The following is a 22045-nucleotide window of genomic DNA, read 5'->3' on the forward strand; positions in this document are numbered from 1 at the left end:
TCGTAGTTCCCTATTATTGCTGGATATGGTATTGCTGACTCATTTGGTTGATCAATCCATCCACTTCTTTTGTAAGCGGATTGTTCACCTCCTTGGCCATAATATCTCTATAACGAGATAGTGCATAGAAAGCATACTGCACATTGCGCGTTTCAAGATCAGGCTTCGTCTCGGCAATTGCTTGGTAGTAGGCTACGTTCTCTTTAATAAACTTCACATTACGACTGACAATCTCATCCGCTTTCTGCTTCTCGCCAGTCTTGTAAAGTGCATCAATGACCGTCCAATAACTCAAAGTTTCGGGCATACCGTACACGCGCTTTGGCATATTGGTATAAGCATCCACTGCCAATTTCTTCACCTCGTCCATTCGTCCTTGGGCCTGTAACCTAGAGATTGCATCACCATAGATACTACCTACGTATAAAGAAATATAACGATAAGAATCCGGATCGATATAAGAGGCATTCGCAATATTACCCCATTTGAACTTAGTCATGATATTGTTGTAAATTGCATCTGGATCTACTAAGCCTCTACCTTCCCCTTCTTTGACCCCCATCTCAACAGGCATCAAGCGTAAAGCAAATCCCTCTGACACCAAGTAACGATCCAAGCCCATGAAGTTATCATCGGGGACGGTAACCGTGAAATAAACAGGTCTCTTCCAATTATTATTGGCCAAAACAGCCAACATAGAAAGCTCCGCTCTCGAAACTATATTCTTGTTGTAATTCCAAGTCAACGTATCTGCAATGGCATCATTCCATTCTTTAGGCACCACCTTATTGGCCAATACGGCTTGCTTATCGACAGGCAATAACATTTTTTTGGTCGGCAAGTAATTTACCATCTCCCCATTTTGCAACTGCGCTTTGTATTCAGGATCATCAGACAACATGATTGTCAACAAATCCTTCACATTTACATACCCGGGTATACCTGCATCTTGATAATAAATCACATCACGTACCCCGTCCTTAATTTTATCTGGATCGATATTCAATGGAAGTGCATCTGCATCATTTACTTTCTGCATCATCTGCTTCATATACCAATCCGAGCTTAATAAACTCAAGTTGACCACGCGCACATCCGTACGAAATCCCTCCACCTCTTGCACGTACCAGAGTGGATAAGTATCATTATCACCGTAAGTGAAGAGTATCGCATTAGGCGCACAGGATTCCAAATAATTCCGCGCCATATCTCTTGCTAAATATTTCTCCGAACGATCGTGATCATCCCAATTTTGAGCAATCAAGATGACAGGACCACCAAGTACACACACAGCCGTAGCAATATAGCTCGCCATCTTCGGATCGAGTTTCTTCCTCAGGAAATCAGCAATCGCAACGACCCCAAGCCCAATCCAAATGCTGAATGCATAAAACGAGCCTGCATATGCATAATCACGCTCACGAGGCTGCAAAGGTGTCTGATTCAAGTAGAGCACAATAGCCAATCCTGTGAAGAAGAATAACAAGCCAACAATGCCCGCGTCACGTTGCCGTCTTCCAAAATGCCAAAATGCGCCTATAAGACCTATGATTAGGGGTAAGAAAAATAGTTTGTTATATGATGGATCGGTAATCACAGATGTAGGCAAAGCCTTCTGTCCCCCCACATGCATCTGGTCTATGGGTTGCTTAATTCCCGAAATCCAATTACCCTCTGTAAAGGTCCCATTCCCCTGCTGATCGTTCTGTCTTCCTGCAAAATTCCAGAGGAAGTAACGTCCATACATGTGACCTATTTGATAACCAAAGAAAAATTTGATATTATCTCCAAAAGTAGGTTGTTCATTTTCCCCTAGATTAAGATAATCTCTATAATACTGAACGTGTCCCGGTCTATCTCCACTATAAATACGAGGAAACAACGTTTCTCTATCATACTCGTAACCTACTTTTTTCTTCGCGACGACATACTTATCCCCATCCTTACGGTATACATTTCCCGTTTCCTTTGATGAAATTGGCTGCGCGTCGAAAAATTTGCCTTTCATCAAAGGTTCATCCCCATATTGCTCTCTATTTAAATAGCTCAAAAATGTGAATGCATTCTCTGGATCGCTGTTGTTTAATGTTGGGTTGGCTTTAGCACGAACCATAATCATCGTAAATGAGCTATATCCAAAAAGTACAAAGGCAGTACACAACAAGGCAATATTCAATAGTGGTTTGACTTTCTTGATCGAATACCAGATACCAAATACCAATGCACCGACCAATAGTAATAAGAAGAATGTCACGCCAGAACCAAAGCCAAAGCCCAGTGTATTGACAAAGAACAAGTCAAAATAGGCTGCAAACTTGACCGAGAACTGTATAATTCCCCAAAGGATGAGCGCCAATACGACGACTCCAAGCATCAAGGCAGTCAAAGCACCCTTAGACGTAGCTTTTGATGTACGACGGAAATAAATAACCAATGCTATTGCAGGAATTGCCAATAAATTCAACAAATGCACCCCTATAGACAATCCCATTACATAAGCAATGAATATCAACCACTTGTCACCTCCTGGCTGATCCGCCTGTTGTTCCCATTTCAAAATAGCCCAAAATACAACGGCTGTACACAAAGAGGACATAGCATATACCTCAGACTCTACTGCCGAGAACCAAAACGTATCAGTAAAAGCATAGGCCAAAGCCCCCACTAGACCTGCTCCCATAATCTGAATCAGGTTTGCCTGTGACACTTCCTCCCCACCAGTTACCAACACTTTCTTCGCTAACGCCGTAACTGTCCAAAAAAGAAACAGTATCGTCAATCCACTGGACACCGCCGAACCGATATTCATCCAAAACGCAATGCGCATGGTGTCACCCATTGCCAAATTCGAGAACAAGTTTTGCAACATTAAAAATAAAGGAGCTCCTGGTTGGTGAACAATCTGAAGCTTGTAGGCTGAAGCAATAAACTCTCCACAGTCCCACCAGCTCACAGTCCTTTCGACCGTCATCACATACACGACCGTGGCGACAACAGCGCAGACCCAACCTAATAAGTTGTTAATTTTAGTATAGTTCATAAATTATGATAGTATTTTGATAATACGCCTCGAAAATAAGGATTACAAACGGACTTCGGAATAATATTGTTCATTTTTAACACAATCGTAGGGGGCAATTTAACGAAATACGGCGATAGTTGCTTTGGAAGCTCCATTCGAAGATATCATGCGATAAATTATTAAGCTGAAAATCAGCAAGGATAAAGAAATTAAGCAAAAAAGTTTTGGAGAAAACAAAAAGCCCTGTATATTTGCATCGTCAAAATGAAACACAACGTTTCAAGACGTGATTGTCCCATAGTATAATGGTAGTACGACAGTTTTTGGTACTGTTTGTCTTGGTTCGAATCCAGGTGGGACAACAAGAAAAAAGAGAATTGCAAAGCAGTTCTCTTTTTTCATTTATAGCCTTTTTAACACTTTAAAAACAGTTTTGTTTATTTAAAACATTTATATATCTTTGCACAACATTAGCAGCTCAGGTCGCTAAGTTTGTCCCATAGTATAATGGTAGTACGACAGTTTTTGGTACTGTTTGTCTTGGTTCGAATCCAGGTGGGACAACAAAAAAGAGGATTGCAAAGCAGTTCTCTTTTTTCGTTTATAGCTGATTTTGCCGACCCTTACCCCACTCTAATCTGTGCACAATATTTAAATAAATTCCATCTCCAGCGACTGCGCATTTACAGCATACAATCCAATGACAAAATTGTTTTGCCCACCGTTCATATAAACTTGCATATCAAAGCAATTTTATCTATTTTTGCCCCGACAATAGCGATCACTTTTGCCACAATTGTCCCATAGTATAATGGTAGTACGACAGTTTTTGGTACTGTTTGTCTTGGTTCGAATCCAGGTGGGACAACTTTAAGTAATTAAACAGAAATTTATCAAAGTAAATTCTATTCTAATCCTTATTCAAAAACACTCACCATGCCTTTGCAATTTAACACCGTAAAACTATTTGCTGGTTCCGGCACACAGGAATTGTCAGAAAAAATCGCAAAATCTTACGGAAAACCTCTTGGAGACAAGACCTTATCAAAATTTAGTGACGGAGAGATCCAACCTTTCTACAACGAATCTGTACGTGGAAGTGATGTCTTTTTAATCCAGTCTACCAATCAGCCAACGGACAATCTTTTAGAACTCCTATTGATGATTGACGCTGCAAAGAGAGCATCCGCCCATTACATTACAGCTGTAGTTCCTTATTTTGGATTCGCCCGTCAAGACCGCAAAGACAAGCCAAGAGTAGCAATTGGAGCAAAAATGATTGCCAACCTAATTACAGCCGCTGGTGCGCACCGTATCATGACGATGGACCTACATGCAGCTCAGATACAAGGATTTTTCGACATTCCGGTAGACCACTTAGACGGCTCTATTATTTTTGTCCCTTACATCAAATCCCTAAATCTACCAAATCTAACGATTGCATCACCTGACATGGGTGGTTCATACCGCGCACGTACTTTTGCTAAATTTTTCAATGCAGAGGTTATCATCTGTGACAAAAGACGTAAACGCGCCAACGAAATTGAATCTATGTCTATTATTGGGGATGTGACCGGTCAAGACGTAGTCCTTATTGACGACATTTGTGATACAGCAGGTACTTTGTCAAAAGCAGCGGCATTGATCATGGAAAATGGAGCAAAATCTGTTCGTGCACTGTGTACACATGCGGTGCTATCAGGCAAAGCATATGAGACTATTGAAAATTCAGTACTCGCAGAAATGATAGTAACAGACACTATCCAGCTCGATACTGAGAAAATGAAGTCTTGCAGTAAAATCAAAGTCCTATCTACACAGGACTTATTTGCAAATGCTATTAAAAATGTAAATGAGCACGGATCTATATCCGACCTTTTTCAAGTAGATTAATCTGTGGATCCAAAAGACCACAAGTATATATAAGACAATAGAGGGAACTAAAATTAGTTCCCTCTATTTTTTTTGCAAAACCTCGTATTTAAACACAGTACATTCTTAATGATACCCCAGGAACAAAGTCAACTCCAAATTAGACAATAAAATAGTATTTACATAGGGATAACATAGCCTTTACATAGCCCTAACTTAGCCTTTGGCTATATAAAGGCTATCTAAAAGGTAAGTTAAAGTCAGTTTAACTTAGTACTTGATCACAACTTTTCCCAAGTAGCAATATAAACTAGAGACTACGGCCATTCGGAATAATGTTCCTGAAAATCTAACCGTTAAGATTTTGAATTTTCATTTTTTAATCCTTATCTTTGCACCTCAAATTTTAATAAATTAAAACGATGAAATCAATTGCTATTAGCGGTTCTGTTAGACAGAACGTAGGGAAAAGAGATGCAAAAGAATTGCGTTACGAAGGTAATGTACCTGCGGTTCTTTATGGTAGTGGTACGCAAACTCACCTATCTGTATCCGCAGCTGATTTGAAACAAGTGCTTTACACGCCAGAAGTTGTATTCGTAGAATTCGACCTTAATGGAAAAAAAACAAAAGCTATTGTTCAAGACGCTCAATTCCACCCATTGACTGACGTTGTTATCCACGTAGACTTTTTAGAGTTGAACGATGACAAAGCTGTTTCAGTAAATATCCCTGTTAAATTGACAGGTACTTCTCCTGGTGTTAAATTAGGGGGTAAATTAGTGCAGAAATTACGTACGCTTCGTGTAAAAGCTACTCCGAACAACCTACCTCAAGAAATTGAAGTACCTATGGAATCTTTGGAAGTAGGTAAATCATTCCGTGTAGGTCAGGTGAAACTTGAGAATGGTAAAGTGTTGAACAATGCTGACGATACCATTGTATCTGTCATCATGTCTCGTGCTCTACGTCAAGCAGAACAAGAAGCAGCTAAAGCAGCTCAAGGTAAAAAGAAATAATCTTAAATAGATTATAATAGACTTCATAAGAAAAGGCATCGATACGATGCCTTTTTTATTACCCCCACCCCTTAACCCATCTCTTCTTTCTTCCAGCCTTTCCCTAAAACCGAGGTAACCGTCTAAAATCTCACATCTATTCTCTATTTTTGCAGACTTAGATCAACAGATACAACATGAATTATCTTATAGTAGGCTTAGGTAACATCGGTCGTGAATATGAAGACACGCGTCACAATATTGGGTTTATGATAGCCGATGAATTGGTAAAGCAGGCTGGAGGTTCATTTTCCACATTAAAGTACGCCTTCTTTTCTGAATATAAGCAACGCGGACACAATGTACATGTCATCAAACCGACTACTTATATGAATCTCAGTGGTAAAGCTGTCAACTATTGGATGCAGCAACTTAAGGTACCCATTAGCAATGTATTGGTGCTTGTGGACGACCTGGCGCTTCCCTTGGGTACCATTCGTATCAAACCCAAAGGCAGCAGTGCTGGACATAACGGACTTAAATCCATTGAAGCCCTATGTGGTGGACAGGCTTACCCCAGACTAAGGTTTGGTATAAGTGACAATTTTCCAAAAGGCCGTCAGGCGGAATACGTATTAGCTCCCTTTGATAAGGATGAACAACCCGAGCTACCTGCGCTCATTGAACGTTCGGTCCAAATGATCAATAGCTTTATTAATATCGGAATAGAGCTGACCATGACCAATATGAATAAATAACCTACTTCATTTCCTGAAAAATATTCCCAACGAATGACTATCGGAAGTGACAGAGCTGAGTCTGCTTCGCTGTAGCTTAGATTTGATAGGTATTAACCATATGTCCTGAATTAATCTCGAATCTGTAATGGAGTACGGGTACACGTTAAAACAAAAAGCCAAACATAATTGTTCGGCTTTTTACATTAGGAAGTTTAATCGTTACTATTTCGTAAATTTTATCGTATCAATCCGATTATTATTTTTCTTTCCGTATCCCATAATGGTGATGGTATCCAGTTTACGCCCTTCCGTAACAGAAGTTGAATTCGGACCAACCGTCTCAGCACCTTTATCCTCCTTACCCGATTTGGTCGTGACTAGAATAACTCCGTTTTTGCCTTTTTCACCATATAATGCATTTGCTGCATCATTCTTGAGGACGGAAATACTTCGGATAGTATTAGGATCCAAATCATTCTCCCCGGACCGATAGTCTTTAACCACACCATCTACTATGAAAAGAGGCACTTTTTCGGTTAAACGGTTTTCTGTTTTCCAAACTAAAGAGACCTCATTTAGATTAGATACCTTACTAGTTGAGGCACTTCCCTCCCCATTTAGAGTCTTTATCATGTGTTGTAACGAAATCCTATTTGTGGAATCCGCTTTATCAGTCACACGAATACCTGTAACTTTTCCATTGAGTCTATTCGTACTCAATGAGTCCACGACTTCGGTTGGGGTCTTTGCTTTTGAAGGATCTTTCAAAGTAATCAATATCGCACCGTTTACTGCTTTCGGACCATACTCAACAACCGCAGCCTCTCCCTTCAAAATGCTGATGCCCTCAATACGATTGGGATCCAAAGCTTTCATAACATCCCCATCAACCTGTTTGCCCTCAAGGAAATAAATAGGTTGATTATCTAGAGGCATTTCTGTCAAACGAATTGTCACATTCGGCTGTGGTTTCTCCTGGACAATTTCAATTTTCTTGTCTACAGGTTGGACATCAACTTGTTTGACAGTATCCTTCGACATAAATGGCCTCGGCACATCAAGCACAGTTTCCTTGGCTATACTCACTATATTTTCAATTTTGGCCTCGGCTCTATCGATGGTCAATGCGCCCGCGGTAAAAATCAACAGCGGCAGCATAAAGGCATATTTGCTAAGTTGCAACTTGGAGGAGCGTCGTTTGTTCATCATCATGATCCTAAGTTTTAACGTTTTGAAATTAAATTGGTTTCCTATTCCAATAGCTGCACCTTGCTTGGTTACATGCAGGAGACTATATTGATATGTTTGCTTATCTACCCCACGATTGAGAACCTGCTGATCAGTCAGAAATTCTAGATTTTGACGAATGGCCCGGCGCATCATCCACACAAAAGGACTGTACCAACACAAAATCAACGTCGCTTCGCCCAAGAGGATATCCAATGTATGCTTACCTTTCACATGGATTTCTTCATGATGAAAGATATCCAATAGTTCAATTTCCTCGTGTAAATCCTTATTTACATAAATCCTATTCATAAATGAAAATGGAACAATAGGTATCCACACGTTACGAAATATATAGTCTCGCCATTGTGCCGGTTTGGAATACAGATGTATGCGAACCAAGCTCCCAAGCTGTGCCAAAAACTTAATCGCCAGTACACACATTCCAATCGTCAATATACCGATCAACACTGCTAGCAAGGCCACCCCTTCATTTGTTTCTTTTACACCATTAGGAATGTAGGTCATGTAATCACCCATCACGATTAGGGGTTTGGCAAACCATGCGCGTAAATCTATAAATGGGTAAGCAAAGGAAAACAGAATCCCTGAAAGAAAATAAAATCGATTCAATCCGTAGAATGTCAATCCCTTCAGCATAACCTTATACCCAAGGTATACAATAGCTAACAGGACATTTACTTGAATAACATAATTTAAGAGATTTTCCATAAGACATCAATTAACTTTTACCATTTTTTATCATATTCATGATTTCTTCAAGTTCAGAGGCAGACAGTTTCTCTTCTTTGACAAAGAAGCTGACCATCTCCTTATAGGAGTTCCTGAAATAATCTCCAACAAATCCATTCATGAATTTGGCCTTATACTCCTGCTCACTGATTAGCGGTTCATACCGCTTTGCATTTGCATACTTTACTGCTTTGACATATGCCTTTCGCTCTAAGTTTTTGACCGTGGAAGCTAATGTTGTATAAGGAACCGTACTTCCTTTGATATTATCTAATATCTCTTTTATAAAGCCTCCATTTAGTTGCCAAATCGACAACATGGCTTCTTCTTCCTGTATTGTTAATTTTTCCATAAAACACCTTCTATTACTTGTACTTTACAAGTTTACGAAAAAATCGTAGACAGTCAAGTATTTTCAACATTTTCTTTCGTAATTAACTCTTTATCATGCGATAAGGTATTTAACAACGGTATAAAACCAATTTTTTAACATTTGTCTATTTGTGACAATACTGTTGTATTGAAGAAGAACTAGGTGTTTTTTTATAGATTTACCAACATCATCAGAATGGATAACCCTGAATAAAGGCAATTGCCAATCCTCACATATGGAAATAGATTATAGATTGAAGGTATTTTATGTGGCTGCTAAAACATTGAATTTTACGAAAGCAGCATCTGAATTGTTCATCTCCCAACCTGCGGTCAGCAAGAATATACAGGAGATGGAACATACCGTGGGCACTCCATTATTTGAGCGGCTAGGCAATCGTTTGGCACTAACTAAAGCCGGATCGGTACTCTACCATCATGCACAACTCATCTTTGAACAATATAATCTAGCGACTTATGAAATAAATCAAGTCATCGGTAAGGAGAACGGTAGCCTTTTTATTGGAATCAGTACGACAATCTCCCAATATGTCATTCCAAAGATACTGGCTCAATTTGTGGCCAGCTATCCCGAAAATGAGATTAAGGTCTATCAATATAATTCGAAAAAAGTTGAGGAGCTACTGATTCGAAAAGAGATTCATCTCGGTATTACGGAAGGATTGACCGATAATCGCTCACTCAAATTTACTCCTTTTCTAAAGGATGAAATTGTATTGGTTACCAACGCGCAGAACACGTTTTTTCAAAAAGAGAACTGTACACTAATGGATTTATCTACTATCCCACTCGTGATTCGTGAAGAGGGGTCAGGCACTCGTGATATCATTGAGGAGCGTTTAAAACAACATGGAATATCTATACATCGCCTAAAAATTGAAATCACGCTATCTTCTACGGAAAGCATCAAACGTTATCTAAAATATAGCAATGCTGCTGCGTTTGTATCTATACATGCAGTCAACGAAGAGATTAACAACAACGAGCTGAAAATAATTGATGTATCAGATTTTGCGATAGACAGATATTTTTACATCACACACATGTATGGTGGCTTGGCTGGATTGCCACAAAAATTCTTCAAGTATATCCAACAACATAAAAATAATATCTATACATAACCTTTGCTTATACCCTATAATAATTGGACATTATAACGGCATCATAAGTTCTTTTAGATTTGCTTCAAACCGACAAAGATTATGGAAGAAGAACTAAAGAGCTATCGCAAAATTACAAATACCGTTATATTACTGAGCGTCGTCTTGGTATGTTTTATATTGCTTACTTCATATTTGACACTCCGTCCACCAGTACGCGTTCAAGCCGAAAAAGCTACAAACGACAGTATAATTAAACATATTGACCACTATATACCTGTTGCATTTACCAGTAGCAAAGAGGGAGAATTGGCTTCATATGGCGAAAAGCTCATCAAAGAGACTTACAACTACTTTTATAGGGATGGTCAGAAAATCGGGAATCACTTAGCCTGCACCAACTGCCATTTAAATGGCGGCACGAAATCATTTGCTGCCCCATACATAGGTCTCACCGGGGTATTTCCAATCTATATCGGTCGTGAAGATAAGATTGAATCCTTAGAGGAGCGCATTAATGGATGTTTCGAACGCAGTATGAACGGTGAGGCAATAGCTATCAATAGTACAGAAATGCGGGCGATTATTACCTATATCAAGCATATCAGCGATCAAACCCCAGTGGGCAAACGTATTCCTGGACAGGGATTCGTCAAGATTGAAGTTCCAGAACGTGCTGCAGACCCAAAATCAGGTTCGGTAGTCTTCCAGCGGCAATGTAAAAGTTGTCACGGTGCTGAAGGGCAAGGTATTAAATTAGCAAATAGCAAAGGATACCAGTATCCACCACTATGGGGTCCAGATTCCTATAACGACGGCGCAGGTATGTCACGATTATTGACAGCCGCTAAATTCATCAAGGGAAACATGCCGCTAGGAGCTACACATGATGCACCAATCCTCAGCGATGAGGACGCCTACGACGTTGCGGCTTATATAAACTCGTTCCCGCGTCCTGAAAAAGCAAACAAAGAGCTGGACTATCCTAATTTGGCAAAAAAACCTAAGGATACGCCCTATCCACCATTCAATGATGAAATCAGTCAATTACAACATAAATACGGACCTTATAATTTTTAGATCATGAATAAAACACTAATGATGGTAATCCTGGCTATATGCAGCCTAAGCACAGTAAAAGCACAGATGAAAGAAAATACCGTGGAGAACAACAAAGCGTTCCAAGGAGCTGTTGCAGAGCAATCTAGCTATAAAGCTATCTATCAATTGGACACGAATGACCCGAAAATAATTGAAAAAGCTATTCGCAATATCAACAATGTGCTGGATGACCCGAGACTTAAGGGCAAGCTTGAAATCGAATTGATTACCTTTTCGGGAGGTACGGAAGCCTACCTACTAGGTTCAAAATTTGAAGAACCTTTGAAAAAACTAATACAACGTGGTGTTACAGTGGCACAATGTCTCAACTCGTTGAAAGAAAGAAACCTGACAAAGGCACAGCTTTTTGATTTCGTAGGTTATGTACCTAGTGGTAACGGCGAACTCATCATCCGCTCGGCACAGGGATGGACGGTCATCAAACCGTAACCCAAAACGTAGCGCAACAAGCTAATATAGACTACTTAATTTATCCATAACAATTGAATATATGCTCAAAATCATCATTTATATAGGGGTACTATTTTCGGCAATATCCGTCGCGAATGCACAAGATCACCGCTTTGATCCACCTTGGAATACCCCACCTGAAGCTGCTGTAAATTTCACGATTCCAGGTATCGACAATATCCCCGATTTATATGGTGAAATTGAAAATCCCCAACTGGTCATCTTTTTTGCAGGAAATCAGTTTATGGTCATCGATGACCTCATCAAGGGGTTTAAAAAGCTTCATCCCGAATACGAACGTATTTTTGTAGAGACTTTACCTCCAGGTATTTTAGCCAAACAAATCCAAGGGGGATCGTTGACTATTGGCAATTTGAAAATCACGCATACCCCCGATATCTATACTGCGGGCCAAAGACGCATTACAGAAATGACGGATTACTTTGACCAGACCATCGAGTATGCACAAAATAAACTGATTCTCATGGTTCCAAAAGGAAACCCCAAGCAGATTAAATCACTCGAGGACCTACAACGACCAGAGGTACGCATCGCTATGCCAAATCCAACGTGGGAAGGAGTAGGCGAGCAGATTAAAACAGCCTACAAAAAGGCAGGTGGACAGAAACTGGTGGACGCAGTGATGGAAACAAAAACCAATGACGGGAGTACCTACCTAACCAAGATACATCACCGGGAAAGTCCTTTGAGAATCTTGAACGGATTGGCAGATGTCGCGCCTGTATGGTATTCGGAAGTTGCTTTCCAAAAGATGATCAAGCACCCCGTAGAGGGAATAGAGATTCCCGTGGAACATAACATCACTGCCAAATACATGGCTGGTAAATTGAAGAAATCGAAAAACAAAGAAGCCGCTGCTCATTTCATGTCTTACTTACAATCGGACAAGGCCAAGGCCATTTATAAAAAATATGGTTTTGATGTAAATTAGACATCTTAAATAATTCACTGATTACGAGCGACTTTCTAACGCAAGAAAGTCGCTCTTTTCATTTTAGAATATTAAATTTTGCATATTAGTTTCACTCATTTGTTTGTTTATCCAATATTTTTAGATACTTTAGGATGCGTTGTTAATATATTGCTAATTCCACTTTAAGTCTTCATCAAATTGGCCGGATTTGACTTAAAAATGGCATATTAATTCATTTCGGCACATTGATTTACATTTCAATTTATTTACATTTGCATAATACAACATATTCAAATTATGTCTGAGACAGTTAAACTTACTTTAAACGATTCATCATATGAGCTTCCTGTTATCACAGGAACTGAAAATGAAAAAGCTATTGACATCTCCAAACTAAGAGATCAAACTGAATATATTACTTTAGACCCAGGATTTAAAAATACAGGTGCTACTAAAAGTGCTGTTACTTTTTTAGATGGCGAAAAAGGAATTCTTCATTATAGAGGTTACCCTATTGAGCAGTTGGCAGAAAAGTCTACCTTTTTGGAGGTTGCTTATTTATTGATATATGGTGATTTGCCGTCTGAAGAAACGTTGAAAAAATTTAGACATGACATCAGCAAGCATACCTTGATTCATGAGGATATGAAGAAATTCTTTGACGGATTTCCTTCTAAGTCCCATCCAATGGGACAGTTATCATGCTTAGTAGGGGCATTATCAGCTTTCTATCCAGAGTCTCTGAATCCAAATGCTACTGAAGAAGAAGATAATTTGACAATTATCAAGATGTTGGCAAAAATGCCAACAATTGTCTCGTGGATCCACAAAAAATCATTAGGTCACCCAGTGATGTATCCAAAGAATGACATGAACTATGTTCACAATTTCCTGAGCATGACGTTTGGTCAATTGACAGAAGATGTGGTAATAGATCCTGTTGTCATCAATGCGATGCACAAATTATTGATTCTACATGCGGACCATGAGCAAAATTGTTCAACTTCTACGGTTCGTATCGTTGGTTCATCCAATGCAAATCTATTTTCTTCCATATCTTCAGGTATCTCTGCACTATGGGGTCCATTACATGGGGGTGCCAACCAAGCTGTTATTGAGATGCTAGAAGCCATCAAAAATGATGGTGGAGATGCTGAAAAATATCTTGCGAAGGCAAAAGACAAAAACGATCCATTCCGCTTGATGGGCTTCGGTCACCGTGTATATAAGAACTTTGATCCTCGCGCTAAAATCATCAAGGTCGCATGTGATGAGATTTTAGAAAAATTAGGAATCGATGATCCAGTCTTGGAAATTGCTAAAAAATTAGAGCAAGCAGCATTGAACGATCAATACTTCATCGATAGAAAATTATATCCAAATGTTGACTTTTACTCGGGAATCATCTACCGTGCACTAGGGTTTAACTCTGAAATGTTTACGGTACTATTTGCATTAGGTCGTCTACCAGGATGGATTGCCCAATGGAAAGAAATGCGTGAGAACAAAGAGCCAATAGGTCGCCCAAGACAAGTCTACACGGGAGCAACAAAAAGAGACTATACAGACATTAAAGATAGAAAATAAGGCTTTTCTAATCTTCTTATTAAGGACGCTCCAATTGGGCGTCCTTTTTTTATAAAAAAAATCTACTAAATTGGTATAACTTAGCAGTTAGATGCATTAAAAATGCGCAGTTTTGTTTATGTTTGCATTCTAATTAAGAATTATTCTAAAATAACTTGAGTAGCCTATTAATCGATATACTGGTCCCAATTGCAATCTTCAGTTTTATTGCAGTGTTTACGCTATTTGCAGTATATGCAGAGCGTAAAATTGCTGGATTTGTACAGGATCGTTTAGGGCCAATGGAGACGGGGAAATATGGCAGTCTACAAACCATTGCTGATATCCTTAAGCTCCTCCAAAAGGAGTTCATCACTCCTTCCTCAGCCGATCGTATTCTTTTCATAACTGCACCTGTTATCATTTTTGTAGCTGTTTTTATTGGCTTTAGTGTGATGCCATGGGCAGCTGATTTTATTCCCGCCAATACACATACCGGACTTTTCTTTATTATGGCTGTAGTTTCAATAGATGCTATTGGAATCTTAATGGCGGGATGGGGTTCGAACAACAAGTATTCTATGTTGGGATCTATTAGGGCAATTGCTCAGATGGTTTCTTATGAAATTCCAGTGGGTCTGTCTCTCATTGCGGCAGTGATGATTACCCAAACATTGAATCTAAATGAAATTGCTTTAAATCAGGGTATATTAACAACGGAGACAGTTAAATTCTTAGGGATTTGGGAAGTCACGAATATTGGAGGGTTTCTATCTTGGAACATCTTCCAAGCCCCACATTTGCTAATTGTATATGTCATCTTTTTCCTAGCTTCTTTAGCAGAGTGCAATCGTGCGCCATTTGATATACCTGAGGCCGAATCGGAATTGATTGGTGGCTTTCACACAGAATATGGGGGCATCAAATTCGCCTTTATTTTTTTGGCTGAATATGCAATGATGTTTTTGGTCGCGATGTTGGGCGTTGTTATCTTTTGGGGCGGCTGGAACACACCACTTCCAAATATTGGGAGCTTAAAATTGGCGACTTGGACAACAGGATTAGCTTGGGGAATATTTTGGACCTTATCAAAGTCCCTGTTGATTGTGGGTGTGCAGATGTGGATTAGATGGACACTCCCTCGTCTACGGGCGGATCAACTTATGTCCTTATGTTGGAAGGTACTCATACCAACTGCTTTTGTGTGTATGGCCATATCAGGAATATGGAGACTTGTCATGATGAACTAATATGCTATTGATCAAAACGACCATAAATGCACTATCTACTGCTGTCAAAGGACTATCTCTGACGGTGGGGCATCTATTTGGCGCTAGGAGAAAACGTCAGGAGACAGATATTACGAAAGAGCGCTATTTTGATCGCCAAGATGGCGTGGCGACGATACAGTTTCCAAAACAAAAAATGCCTATACCTGAAGTTGCGAGGTATCAACTTCAAGTTGATATCGATGACTGTATTGTATGCGACCTATGTGCAAAAGCATGCCCTGTAGACTGTATCGATATCACGTCCATCAAATCACCTGAGGCTATAGGTAAGACGTCCGATGGAAGTGTGAAACGTTTATATGCTGAAAAATTTGATATCGACATGGCGAAGTGCATGTATTGCGGGCTATGTACAGTAGTGTGTCCTACAGAATGTATCACGATGACCAATCAATATGATAGAAGTACCACGAATCTAACAGATTTGATCTATGGATTTGGAGAGATGTCTGATGAAGAGATTGCAAGTCGAAAAGCAGAGTGGACCAAATTCCAAGCGGACAAGGAGGCTGCAAAAAAACAGTCATGACCTTAGCCGAAATCTTATTTTACGCATTCTCCTTATTGGCCATTACCTCGGCCTTATTGGTCGTGAGTTTAAAAAATACGGCTCGTGCCCTTTTCCTATTTTTCATCGTTCTATTTGCCATGGCAGGTTTATACTTGTTTGCATTGGCAGATTTTGTTGCAATTACGCAGATTATGGTCTACGTTGGTGGGGTCTTGATTTTAATGATATTTGCTTTCATGCTTTCTAATAAAGAGTTATTAAAGGATTTACAGGCTACATCGGCTAAATTTTTATCTCTACCCAATTGGCCGTCCCTTTTGTTGGCCTTAGCATTTTTTGTTGTAATGGCCACAGCTTTTGTGGAGTGGCAGACTGAAGGTCCTATTTGGGTGGAACAGGCAAAGGCTCAAGGGACGGAGATAAAAGCAACGGATAATAATATCCGGGAATTGGGGTTTCGATTTATGACGTTTTATATTTTGCCATTTGAGATTATTGGTATATTTCTAATGATGACATTAATGGGGGCAGCACACTTATCGAGAAAGGACGGACAGTCATGATTACATTGACTCATTTTTTGGTTGTCAGTGCCTGCATATTTAGCATAGGACTTTATGCGGTACTTTCGAAAAAGAATGCTATCCTTATTTTAGTTGGGATCGAGCTGATGATCAATGCCGCGATTCTGAATTTTATAGCATTTGGACGTTATGACAAAATCAATTACGGAGGTCAAGTGTTTGCACTTTTTGCGATTGTACTAGCAGCCGCAGCGGTTGCTGTTGGGCTGGCACTTATCCTGAATGTATACAGACATTACAATACCATCAATCCCGATCATATTCAAGAATTAAAAGATTAGCATTGGATTATCTAGTAAATATATCACCCCTTACTACTGCGTTTCTGACGTTGGTTTTTCCTTTGATTGCTTTTCTTTATCAAGCAATGGCTGGTAAACGGGACTCGTCAGGCATCATCCCATCCATAGCTATTGGATTAAGTGCCTGTGCCGGCATCCTCACTTTTGCAATGATATGGAACAACGCACCAATAATGGTGCAGTTGGAATGGTTTACTATTGGAGCGCATACTTTCACGGTTGGTATTTTATTGAACAACCTCAGTGCACTCATGTTATTTATCGTCCCTGCTATTGCACTACCCGTTCACCTCTACTCCAAGGCGTATATGCAGGGAGATAATGGGCTACATCGGTATTGGATGTATTTGAGCCTATTCTGTTTTGCAATGCTCGGATTGGTATTAATGAATAACCTCCTCTTGATGTATGTCTTTTGGGAGCTCGTCGGATTTGCGTCGTATTTGCTGATTGGATTCTGGTTTACGAAAGAATCAGCTGTACAGGCCAATAAAAAAGCATTTATCATTAATCGGATTGGAGATTTAGGCTTTCTCATTGGGATCGCCATCATTTTCAGTCACTTCGGAACTTTGAATCTTTCGGAATTATTTGGGAAAGAGGGGGTACTTTTACAAAGTACGATTGCAAATGGTCAGTGGGTTTCGCCAACCAATACCATGGATGCCTCCTGGCAGACTATCGCAGGCTTAGCATTTTTCTTGGGTGCCATGGCTAAATCGGCTCAATTCCCGTTACATGTTTGGCTACCGGATGCGATGGAGGGACCGACCTCCGTATCGTCACTTATCCATGCTGCGACAATGGTGGCTGCTGGTGTGTTCTTAGTGGCGACTATATTTCCACTATTCAATGAAACAGTCTTACTGTTTATAGCTGTAATAGGTACTATTACAGCATCAAGTGCAGCTTACTTTGCACTGGCGCAATATGACATCAAAAGAATATTGGCTTTTTCGACGATTTCTCAGCTGGGCTATATGATGGTGGGTATAGGTATTGGGGCATGGGATGCCGCTATCTTCCACTTGGCTACTCATGCATTTTTTAAGTGTCTCTTGTTCTTATGTGCGGGGGCAGTGATTCACGAAATGGCACACCTCAAATTGCACAGTCAACAAGATTTTGACCCTCAAGATTTGAACAATATGGGTGGGTTGCGAAAATACATGCCGAAAACATTTTTCTTGATGGCACTTGCGTCCCTTGCTTTGGCGGGATTTCCACTGACCTCAGGCTATCTTTCCAAAGACAGTATTATCCTCTCAGCATTTGAATGGAGTGCAACAAAGGGGACACACTACTTCGTGATACCGGTCTTGCTTATCGTGGTGAGTGTGATGACTGCGTTTTATATCGGAAGGCTGGTTTTTAAGGCTTTTTTCGGAGACCTTCGCATTAAAACATTGTTAGTTGGGAAAATTCATCTCCACGAAGCACCTCGATTGATGCTAATCCCGATGTTCTTTCTAGGCCTATGGTGTATCTTTCCACTCTTTTCCCTTCAACCTATTTCCTACCATCACGCTTGGATCATGGACGGATTGTTGGAAGAATACCCATATACCGTCAATCATTTGGCCCATATCATCATTCCGATAGTTTTGCTAATAGGCGCAATCGGTAGTTGGTGGATTGGTTATCGCTGGTATGTTAAGGGGCATTATCCGTTAAACCCAAATCATCTATTGATTAAATTATCGTTACACCAAGGATATCTTAATGAGTTTTATCAAACTATCTTTGTGAATGTAACGGTATATATTGCCCAATTCGCACATGGAATGGACCGGCATCTTGTAGATGGCGCAATACATGCTTCTTCATGGCTTGTACTTCGATTGTCCAGTATCATCACATGGATCGATCGCGTCTTGGTAGATGGAATGGTGAATGGCATAGCAGCTATCGCCTATTGGTTGGGGAATGTGTTTCGACATTTTCAAAATGGTCGGTTACAATATTACCTATTTTCGGTTTTCTTAGTCGTTTTAGTTGGATTAGTTTATTGCTTTATAAAATAAAATGGGATTACTTTCGCTCATCATCTTCCTCCCGATTGTAGCAGCATTACTGATACTGATACTGCCTATCAAGTGGAGCGCGACATACAAATACATTGCATTGCTATTTACAGCTATTCAATTGTTGATTTCGGGATACCTTTATCAGCAGTTCGACACCGTCAAATCGGGAATCGATGCTGTCGGTGGATATCAATTTGTTGAGCAAATCCCGTGGATTCGACTAAGCTTGGGTAATATCGGGAATCTAGAGATTGATTATTTTCTTGGATTGGATGGTATTTCTTTACCGTTAGTTGTCTTGAGTACGTTCGTGATGCTGATGGCTGTCGGTGCTTCTTGGAACACCCGTAAAAGCCCAAAAGGATATTTCGCCTTATTGATGATTTTGAATATGGCTGTTATGGGTATCTTTTCAGCCTTGGACTTTTTCTTGTTTTATGTTTTCTATGAAATCATGCTTTTACCGCTTTATTTCTTGATAGGCATATGGGGTGGCACAAGAAGGGAATATGCGGCGATCAAATTCTTTATATACACATTGTTTGGATCGGTATTCATGTTATTGATAATCGTGGGCCTCTATTTTTCGGTGATCAACCCATCATCAGGAGCCTTTACGTTCAATATGCTGACGATGATGAATCCAGATCATTATATTGAAGGGGCATTCTTCTCACCAGATAGCCTATCTACGATATTTGGACTATCCACCAGATTGGTGGGCTTTGTGGTCCTATTCTTTGCTTTTGCAATCAAAGTACCTATCGTACCGCTACACACTTGGTTACCAGATGCTCACGTGGAAGCGCCAACCCCTATTTCAATCATACTGGCGGGTATCTTACTTAAGATTGGTGGATATGGAATCATCCGTATTTGTTATGGAATCTTTCCTGATATAGCCGCTCAAACAAATTGGTGGATAGGATTGATTGGTGTTATATCTATTATTTATGGAGCGTTGAATGCACTTTCTCAAAAAGATCTAAAGCGCATGATTGCCTATTCTTCGGTATCCCACATGGGGTTCGTGTTATTGGGGATTGCTTCGCTAACTGCCGAGGGGATTTCGGGGGCCATGTTCCAAATGATCAGTCACGGATTCCTATCGGCTGCATTATTTTTCTTGGTAGGTGTATTATATGACCGTGTACATGACCGATATATATATCATTTTAGAGGATTGGCTTCTATCATGCCGAAATATACAGGCTTTGTTGCTGTGGTATTTTTTGCATCTTTGGGCCTTCCTGGTTTTTCGGCATTTATAGGTGAAGCATTTGTCATCATCGGTGCCTTTAATGCTGAAAGTATCGGCTCGGAACTACCGAGATGGATGGCAATCGCGGGCTCTATCGGGATACTACTGAGCGCAGCTTATTTCTTATGGACCCTTCAAAGGATGTTTTTTGGACAGACTCGACTGAAAGGTGGAGACGACTGGGCTTCCAAACTGGTAGACCTCGACGGTCGTGAGCAGCTCATTCTATTTCCAACAGTGGCACTCGCACTTATCCTCGGAATTTTCCCGTTTTTGGTGTTCGATAAGATGAATGCGACGATTCTAAATTTCGCGACAATTATTCAACATTACATCGGGTAATATGGAGCATAACAATCTGACATCTACTCTCGACCATCTTATTGGAAGTGTAGCGTTTCTCGCTCCTGAATTGGTCTTGATATTAGCATTTATATGCAGCATATGTTGTTCGCTATTTGTGGACCGCATATGGAAGAACAGCACATTGATGGTCAGCATCTTGGGACTCGCAGCTTCACTATATGCACTTGGCTCGCAGTTATCCTTTGATTCGCCAACGGTTTTCTTCGACATGGTCACGATTGATAGGTTTTCCATTTATTCGCGCCTATTGATTGTGGGAGCTGGGCTTATTATCTTGTTGTTCATCCATCAGTATTTCTCATTCCATACACCTCGAAAGAAATCCAACGATATCTATCCAATCATTCTGGCTTCTATCATCGGAATGAATCTATTGACCATGACCAATAATTGGTTATTAGCATTCATTGCCATCGAAATGATTTCTATTGCTTCCTATACATTAGTAGGTTTTCTATCTCAAGAAAAGAAGGAATCAGAGGCGGCCATGAAATACGTCCTATTCGGATCGGTATGTGCCGCAGTAATGCTTTATGGCATTTCACTTCTGTATGGTTTTTCAGGAAATCTGACGTTTAACGCTGTAGACCATATCAAAGGCTTGATTGATGCGCCAGAACTGGTGGTCACCATAGCCACATTATTTATTCTAACTGGAATCGGATTTAAGATGGCTTTCGTACCGTTCCATATTTGGACTCCAGATATTTATCAAGGAGCACCAACTCCAATAACGGCTTTTTTGTCTACACTGCCCAAAATAGCTGTAATCGTATTCCTGACAAGGCTATATATTGCTTGGGCTGACACTCCATTCTATTTTTCGGATTTATTCTATTATATACTGATTGCAGCAGCTATATTGACCATGCTGATTGGAAATCTAGCCGCCTTGCAGCAACAGGATGTAAAGAGAATGATGGCATACTCTTCTATTGGTCATACAGGTATCCTACTGATGATGATTTTGGTATACACACCCAATGAACCACAAATACTGCTATATTATCTCTATAGTTATGTACTGATGAATCTGGCATCCTTTATTTTTATCGGACAGTTGGAACAACAAACCAAACAGACCACTATAACGTCATATGCTGGATTAGGGAAAAGATACCCCCTACTATTTGTAAGTTTCACTTTCATCTTGATTTCTTTAATTGGACTCCCTCCTACTGCGGGCTTTATCGGCAAATTGATGATTTTCTCAAGTGTATTGGACGTATACCAAGAAGACAACCATATCGGTTTATTGATCTTATTAATTGTAGGTGCCTTGACGGCCGTTATTTCTCTATTCTTTTATTTCAAGATTCCCTTACAGGCATTTCTAAGAAATTCAGAAAACAAATCAGATATACTTGAACTAAAATGGACCCCTTTATTGATTATCGCCATTTTTTTCACAGTACTGGTCTTGATACTGGGTATTTTCCCGGGGTTACTCATGGATGCATTTGTATAATGTTGCGCTTACAATTACCCCACAAACCGACATCCAGACACGAACTCCTATTTACAC

18 protein-coding genes and 3 tRNA genes are annotated in these 22045 nt (G+C 40.0%); 18 read left to right on the top strand and 3 right to left on the bottom strand.

Annotated features, from left to right (window positions below; translation table 11 throughout):
• Positions 1–13 precede the first annotated feature (13 nt).
• Positions 14–3040, bottom strand: coding sequence for a DUF2723 domain-containing protein (locus tag OQ289_RS18945; protein WP_270088335.1), 3027 nt, complete (start codon positions 3038–3040; stop codon positions 14–16).
• A gap of 273 nt (positions 3041–3313) precedes the next feature.
• On the opposite strand from OQ289_RS18945, the gene OQ289_RS18950 reads away from it, so the two are divergent.
• The 6 genes from OQ289_RS18950 (at position 3314) to pth (ending at position 6650) form a co-directional block, all read left to right on the top strand.
• Positions 3314–3384: transfer RNA gene (locus OQ289_RS18950), tRNA-Gln, on the top strand.
• Positions 3385–3515: 131 nt separating this feature from the next.
• Positions 3516–3586: transfer RNA gene (locus tag OQ289_RS18955), tRNA-Gln, on the top strand.
• A gap of 233 nt (positions 3587–3819) precedes the next feature.
• A tRNA-Gln gene (locus OQ289_RS18960) sits at positions 3820–3890 on the top strand.
• Between the two features lie 68 nt (positions 3891–3958).
• Positions 3959–4915 carry a ribose-phosphate pyrophosphokinase gene (locus tag OQ289_RS18965; RefSeq protein ID WP_033565384.1) on the top strand — a complete coding sequence of 319 codons (957 nt, stop codon included), beginning with the start codon at positions 3959–3961 and terminating at the stop codon, positions 4913–4915.
• 401 nt (positions 4916–5316) lie between these two features.
• Positions 5317–5913, top strand: a complete 597-nt coding sequence (locus OQ289_RS18970; protein WP_270088336.1) for a 50S ribosomal protein L25/general stress protein Ctc — start codon at positions 5317–5319, stop codon at positions 5911–5913.
• Between the two features lie 176 nt (positions 5914–6089).
• Positions 6090–6650, top strand: a complete 561-nt coding sequence (pth, locus tag OQ289_RS18975; protein ID WP_270088337.1) for an aminoacyl-tRNA hydrolase — start codon at positions 6090–6092, stop codon at positions 6648–6650.
• 204 nt (positions 6651–6854) lie between these two features.
• Here the strand turns inward: pth and OQ289_RS18980 are convergent, their stop codons facing one another.
• On the bottom strand, positions 6855–8591 hold the full coding sequence (locus OQ289_RS18980) for a M56 family metallopeptidase (protein WP_270088338.1): 1737 nt from the start codon (positions 8589–8591) through the stop codon (positions 6855–6857).
• 10 nt (positions 8592–8601) lie between these two features.
• On the bottom strand, positions 8602–8964 hold the full coding sequence (locus OQ289_RS18985; RefSeq protein WP_270088339.1) for a BlaI/MecI/CopY family transcriptional regulator: 363 nt from the start codon (positions 8962–8964) through the stop codon (positions 8602–8604).
• A 256-nt stretch (positions 8965–9220) separates the two neighbouring features.
• Here OQ289_RS18985 and OQ289_RS18990 point away from each other — a divergent pair, with 256 nt between their 5' ends.
• The 12 genes from OQ289_RS18990 (at position 9221) to OQ289_RS19045 (ending at position 21988) form a co-directional block, all read left to right on the top strand.
• Positions 9221–10126, top strand: a complete 906-nt coding sequence (locus OQ289_RS18990) for a LysR family transcriptional regulator (protein ID WP_270088340.1) — start codon at positions 9221–9223, stop codon at positions 10124–10126.
• 81 nt (positions 10127–10207) lie between these two features.
• Positions 10208–11185: a c-type cytochrome gene (locus OQ289_RS18995; protein ID WP_270088341.1), complete on the top strand. Its 978-nt coding sequence runs from the start codon at positions 10208–10210 to the stop codon at positions 11183–11185.
• 3 nt (positions 11186–11188) lie between these two features.
• A complete protein-coding gene (locus tag OQ289_RS19000; RefSeq protein ID WP_270088342.1) occupies positions 11189–11656 on the top strand; it encodes a DsrE family protein in 468 nt (155 codons plus the stop codon).
• A gap of 61 nt (positions 11657–11717) precedes the next feature.
• On the top strand, positions 11718–12629 hold the full coding sequence (locus OQ289_RS19005) for a molybdate ABC transporter substrate-binding protein (protein WP_270088343.1): 912 nt from the start codon (positions 11718–11720) through the stop codon (positions 12627–12629).
• A gap of 279 nt (positions 12630–12908) precedes the next feature.
• Complete coding sequence (locus OQ289_RS19010) at positions 12909–14198, top strand: citrate synthase (protein ID WP_033565393.1); 1290 nt, start codon at positions 12909–12911, stop codon at positions 14196–14198.
• Positions 14199–14353: 155 nt separating this feature from the next.
• Positions 14354–15427 (top strand): complex I subunit 1/NuoH family protein, encoded by a 1074-nt coding sequence (locus OQ289_RS19015; RefSeq protein ID WP_270088344.1) that lies wholly within the window; start codon positions 14354–14356, stop codon positions 15425–15427.
• Between the two features lies 1 nt (position 15428).
• Positions 15429–15998, top strand: a complete 570-nt coding sequence (locus OQ289_RS19020) for a 4Fe-4S binding protein (protein ID WP_270088345.1) — start codon at positions 15429–15431, stop codon at positions 15996–15998.
• The gene (locus OQ289_RS19025) at positions 15995–16543 is read left to right on the top strand and encodes an NADH-quinone oxidoreductase subunit J family protein (RefSeq protein WP_270088346.1); all 549 of its coding nucleotides are present in this window, start codon (positions 15995–15997) and stop codon (positions 16541–16543) included. Before OQ289_RS19020 ends, OQ289_RS19025 begins: the two co-directional genes overlap by 4 nt.
• On the top strand, positions 16540–16845 hold the full coding sequence (gene nuoK / locus OQ289_RS19030) for an NADH-quinone oxidoreductase subunit NuoK (RefSeq protein ID WP_270088347.1): 306 nt from the start codon (positions 16540–16542) through the stop codon (positions 16843–16845). Before OQ289_RS19025 ends, nuoK begins: the two co-directional genes overlap by 4 nt.
• A gap of 2 nt (positions 16846–16847) precedes the next feature.
• Positions 16848–18890, top strand: coding sequence for an NADH-quinone oxidoreductase subunit 5 family protein (locus OQ289_RS19035; RefSeq protein WP_270088348.1), 2043 nt, complete (start codon positions 16848–16850; stop codon positions 18888–18890).
• Between the two features lies 1 nt (position 18891).
• Complete coding sequence (locus tag OQ289_RS19040) at positions 18892–20496, top strand: complex I subunit 4 family protein (RefSeq protein WP_270088349.1); 1605 nt, start codon at positions 18892–18894, stop codon at positions 20494–20496.
• A gap of 1 nt (position 20497) precedes the next feature.
• Positions 20498–21988, top strand: coding sequence for an NADH-quinone oxidoreductase subunit N (locus OQ289_RS19045; protein WP_270088350.1), 1491 nt, complete (start codon positions 20498–20500; stop codon positions 21986–21988).
• Positions 21989–22045 lie beyond the last annotated feature (57 nt).

It is taken from the genome of Sphingobacterium sp. SYP-B4668 (assembly GCF_027627455.1).
In the GTDB taxonomy this organism is placed as follows: domain Bacteria; phylum Bacteroidota; class Bacteroidia; order Sphingobacteriales; family Sphingobacteriaceae; genus Sphingobacterium.

Coding starts and splice junctions, on each gene's coding strand:
- OQ289_RS18945 (WP_270088335.1), bottom strand. CDS start 3,040: ATGAACTATACTAAAATTAACAACTTATTAGGTTGGGTCTGCGCTGTT.
- OQ289_RS18965 (WP_033565384.1), top strand. CDS start 3,959: ATGCCTTTGCAATTTAACACCGTAAAACTATTTGCTGGTTCCGGCACA.
- OQ289_RS18970 (WP_270088336.1), top strand. CDS start 5,317: ATGAAATCAATTGCTATTAGCGGTTCTGTTAGACAGAACGTAGGGAAA.
- pth (WP_270088337.1), top strand. CDS start 6,090: ATGAATTATCTTATAGTAGGCTTAGGTAACATCGGTCGTGAATATGAA.
- OQ289_RS18980 (WP_270088338.1), bottom strand. CDS start 8,591: ATGGAAAATCTCTTAAATTATGTTATTCAAGTAAATGTCCTGTTAGCT.
- OQ289_RS18985 (WP_270088339.1), bottom strand. CDS start 8,964: ATGGAAAAATTAACAATACAGGAAGAAGAAGCCATGTTGTCGATTTGG.
- OQ289_RS18990 (WP_270088340.1), top strand. CDS start 9,221: ATGGAAATAGATTATAGATTGAAGGTATTTTATGTGGCTGCTAAAACA.
- OQ289_RS18995 (WP_270088341.1), top strand. CDS start 10,208: ATGGAAGAAGAACTAAAGAGCTATCGCAAAATTACAAATACCGTTATA.
- OQ289_RS19000 (WP_270088342.1), top strand. CDS start 11,189: ATGAATAAAACACTAATGATGGTAATCCTGGCTATATGCAGCCTAAGC.
- OQ289_RS19005 (WP_270088343.1), top strand. CDS start 11,718: ATGCTCAAAATCATCATTTATATAGGGGTACTATTTTCGGCAATATCC.
- OQ289_RS19010 (WP_033565393.1), top strand. CDS start 12,909: ATGTCTGAGACAGTTAAACTTACTTTAAACGATTCATCATATGAGCTT.
- OQ289_RS19020 (WP_270088345.1), top strand. CDS start 15,429: ATGCTATTGATCAAAACGACCATAAATGCACTATCTACTGCTGTCAAA.
- OQ289_RS19025 (WP_270088346.1), top strand. CDS start 15,995: ATGACCTTAGCCGAAATCTTATTTTACGCATTCTCCTTATTGGCCATT.
- nuoK (WP_270088347.1), top strand. CDS start 16,540: ATGATTACATTGACTCATTTTTTGGTTGTCAGTGCCTGCATATTTAGC.
- OQ289_RS19040 (WP_270088349.1), top strand. CDS start 18,892: ATGGGATTACTTTCGCTCATCATCTTCCTCCCGATTGTAGCAGCATTA.
- OQ289_RS19045 (WP_270088350.1), top strand. CDS start 20,498: ATGGAGCATAACAATCTGACATCTACTCTCGACCATCTTATTGGAAGT.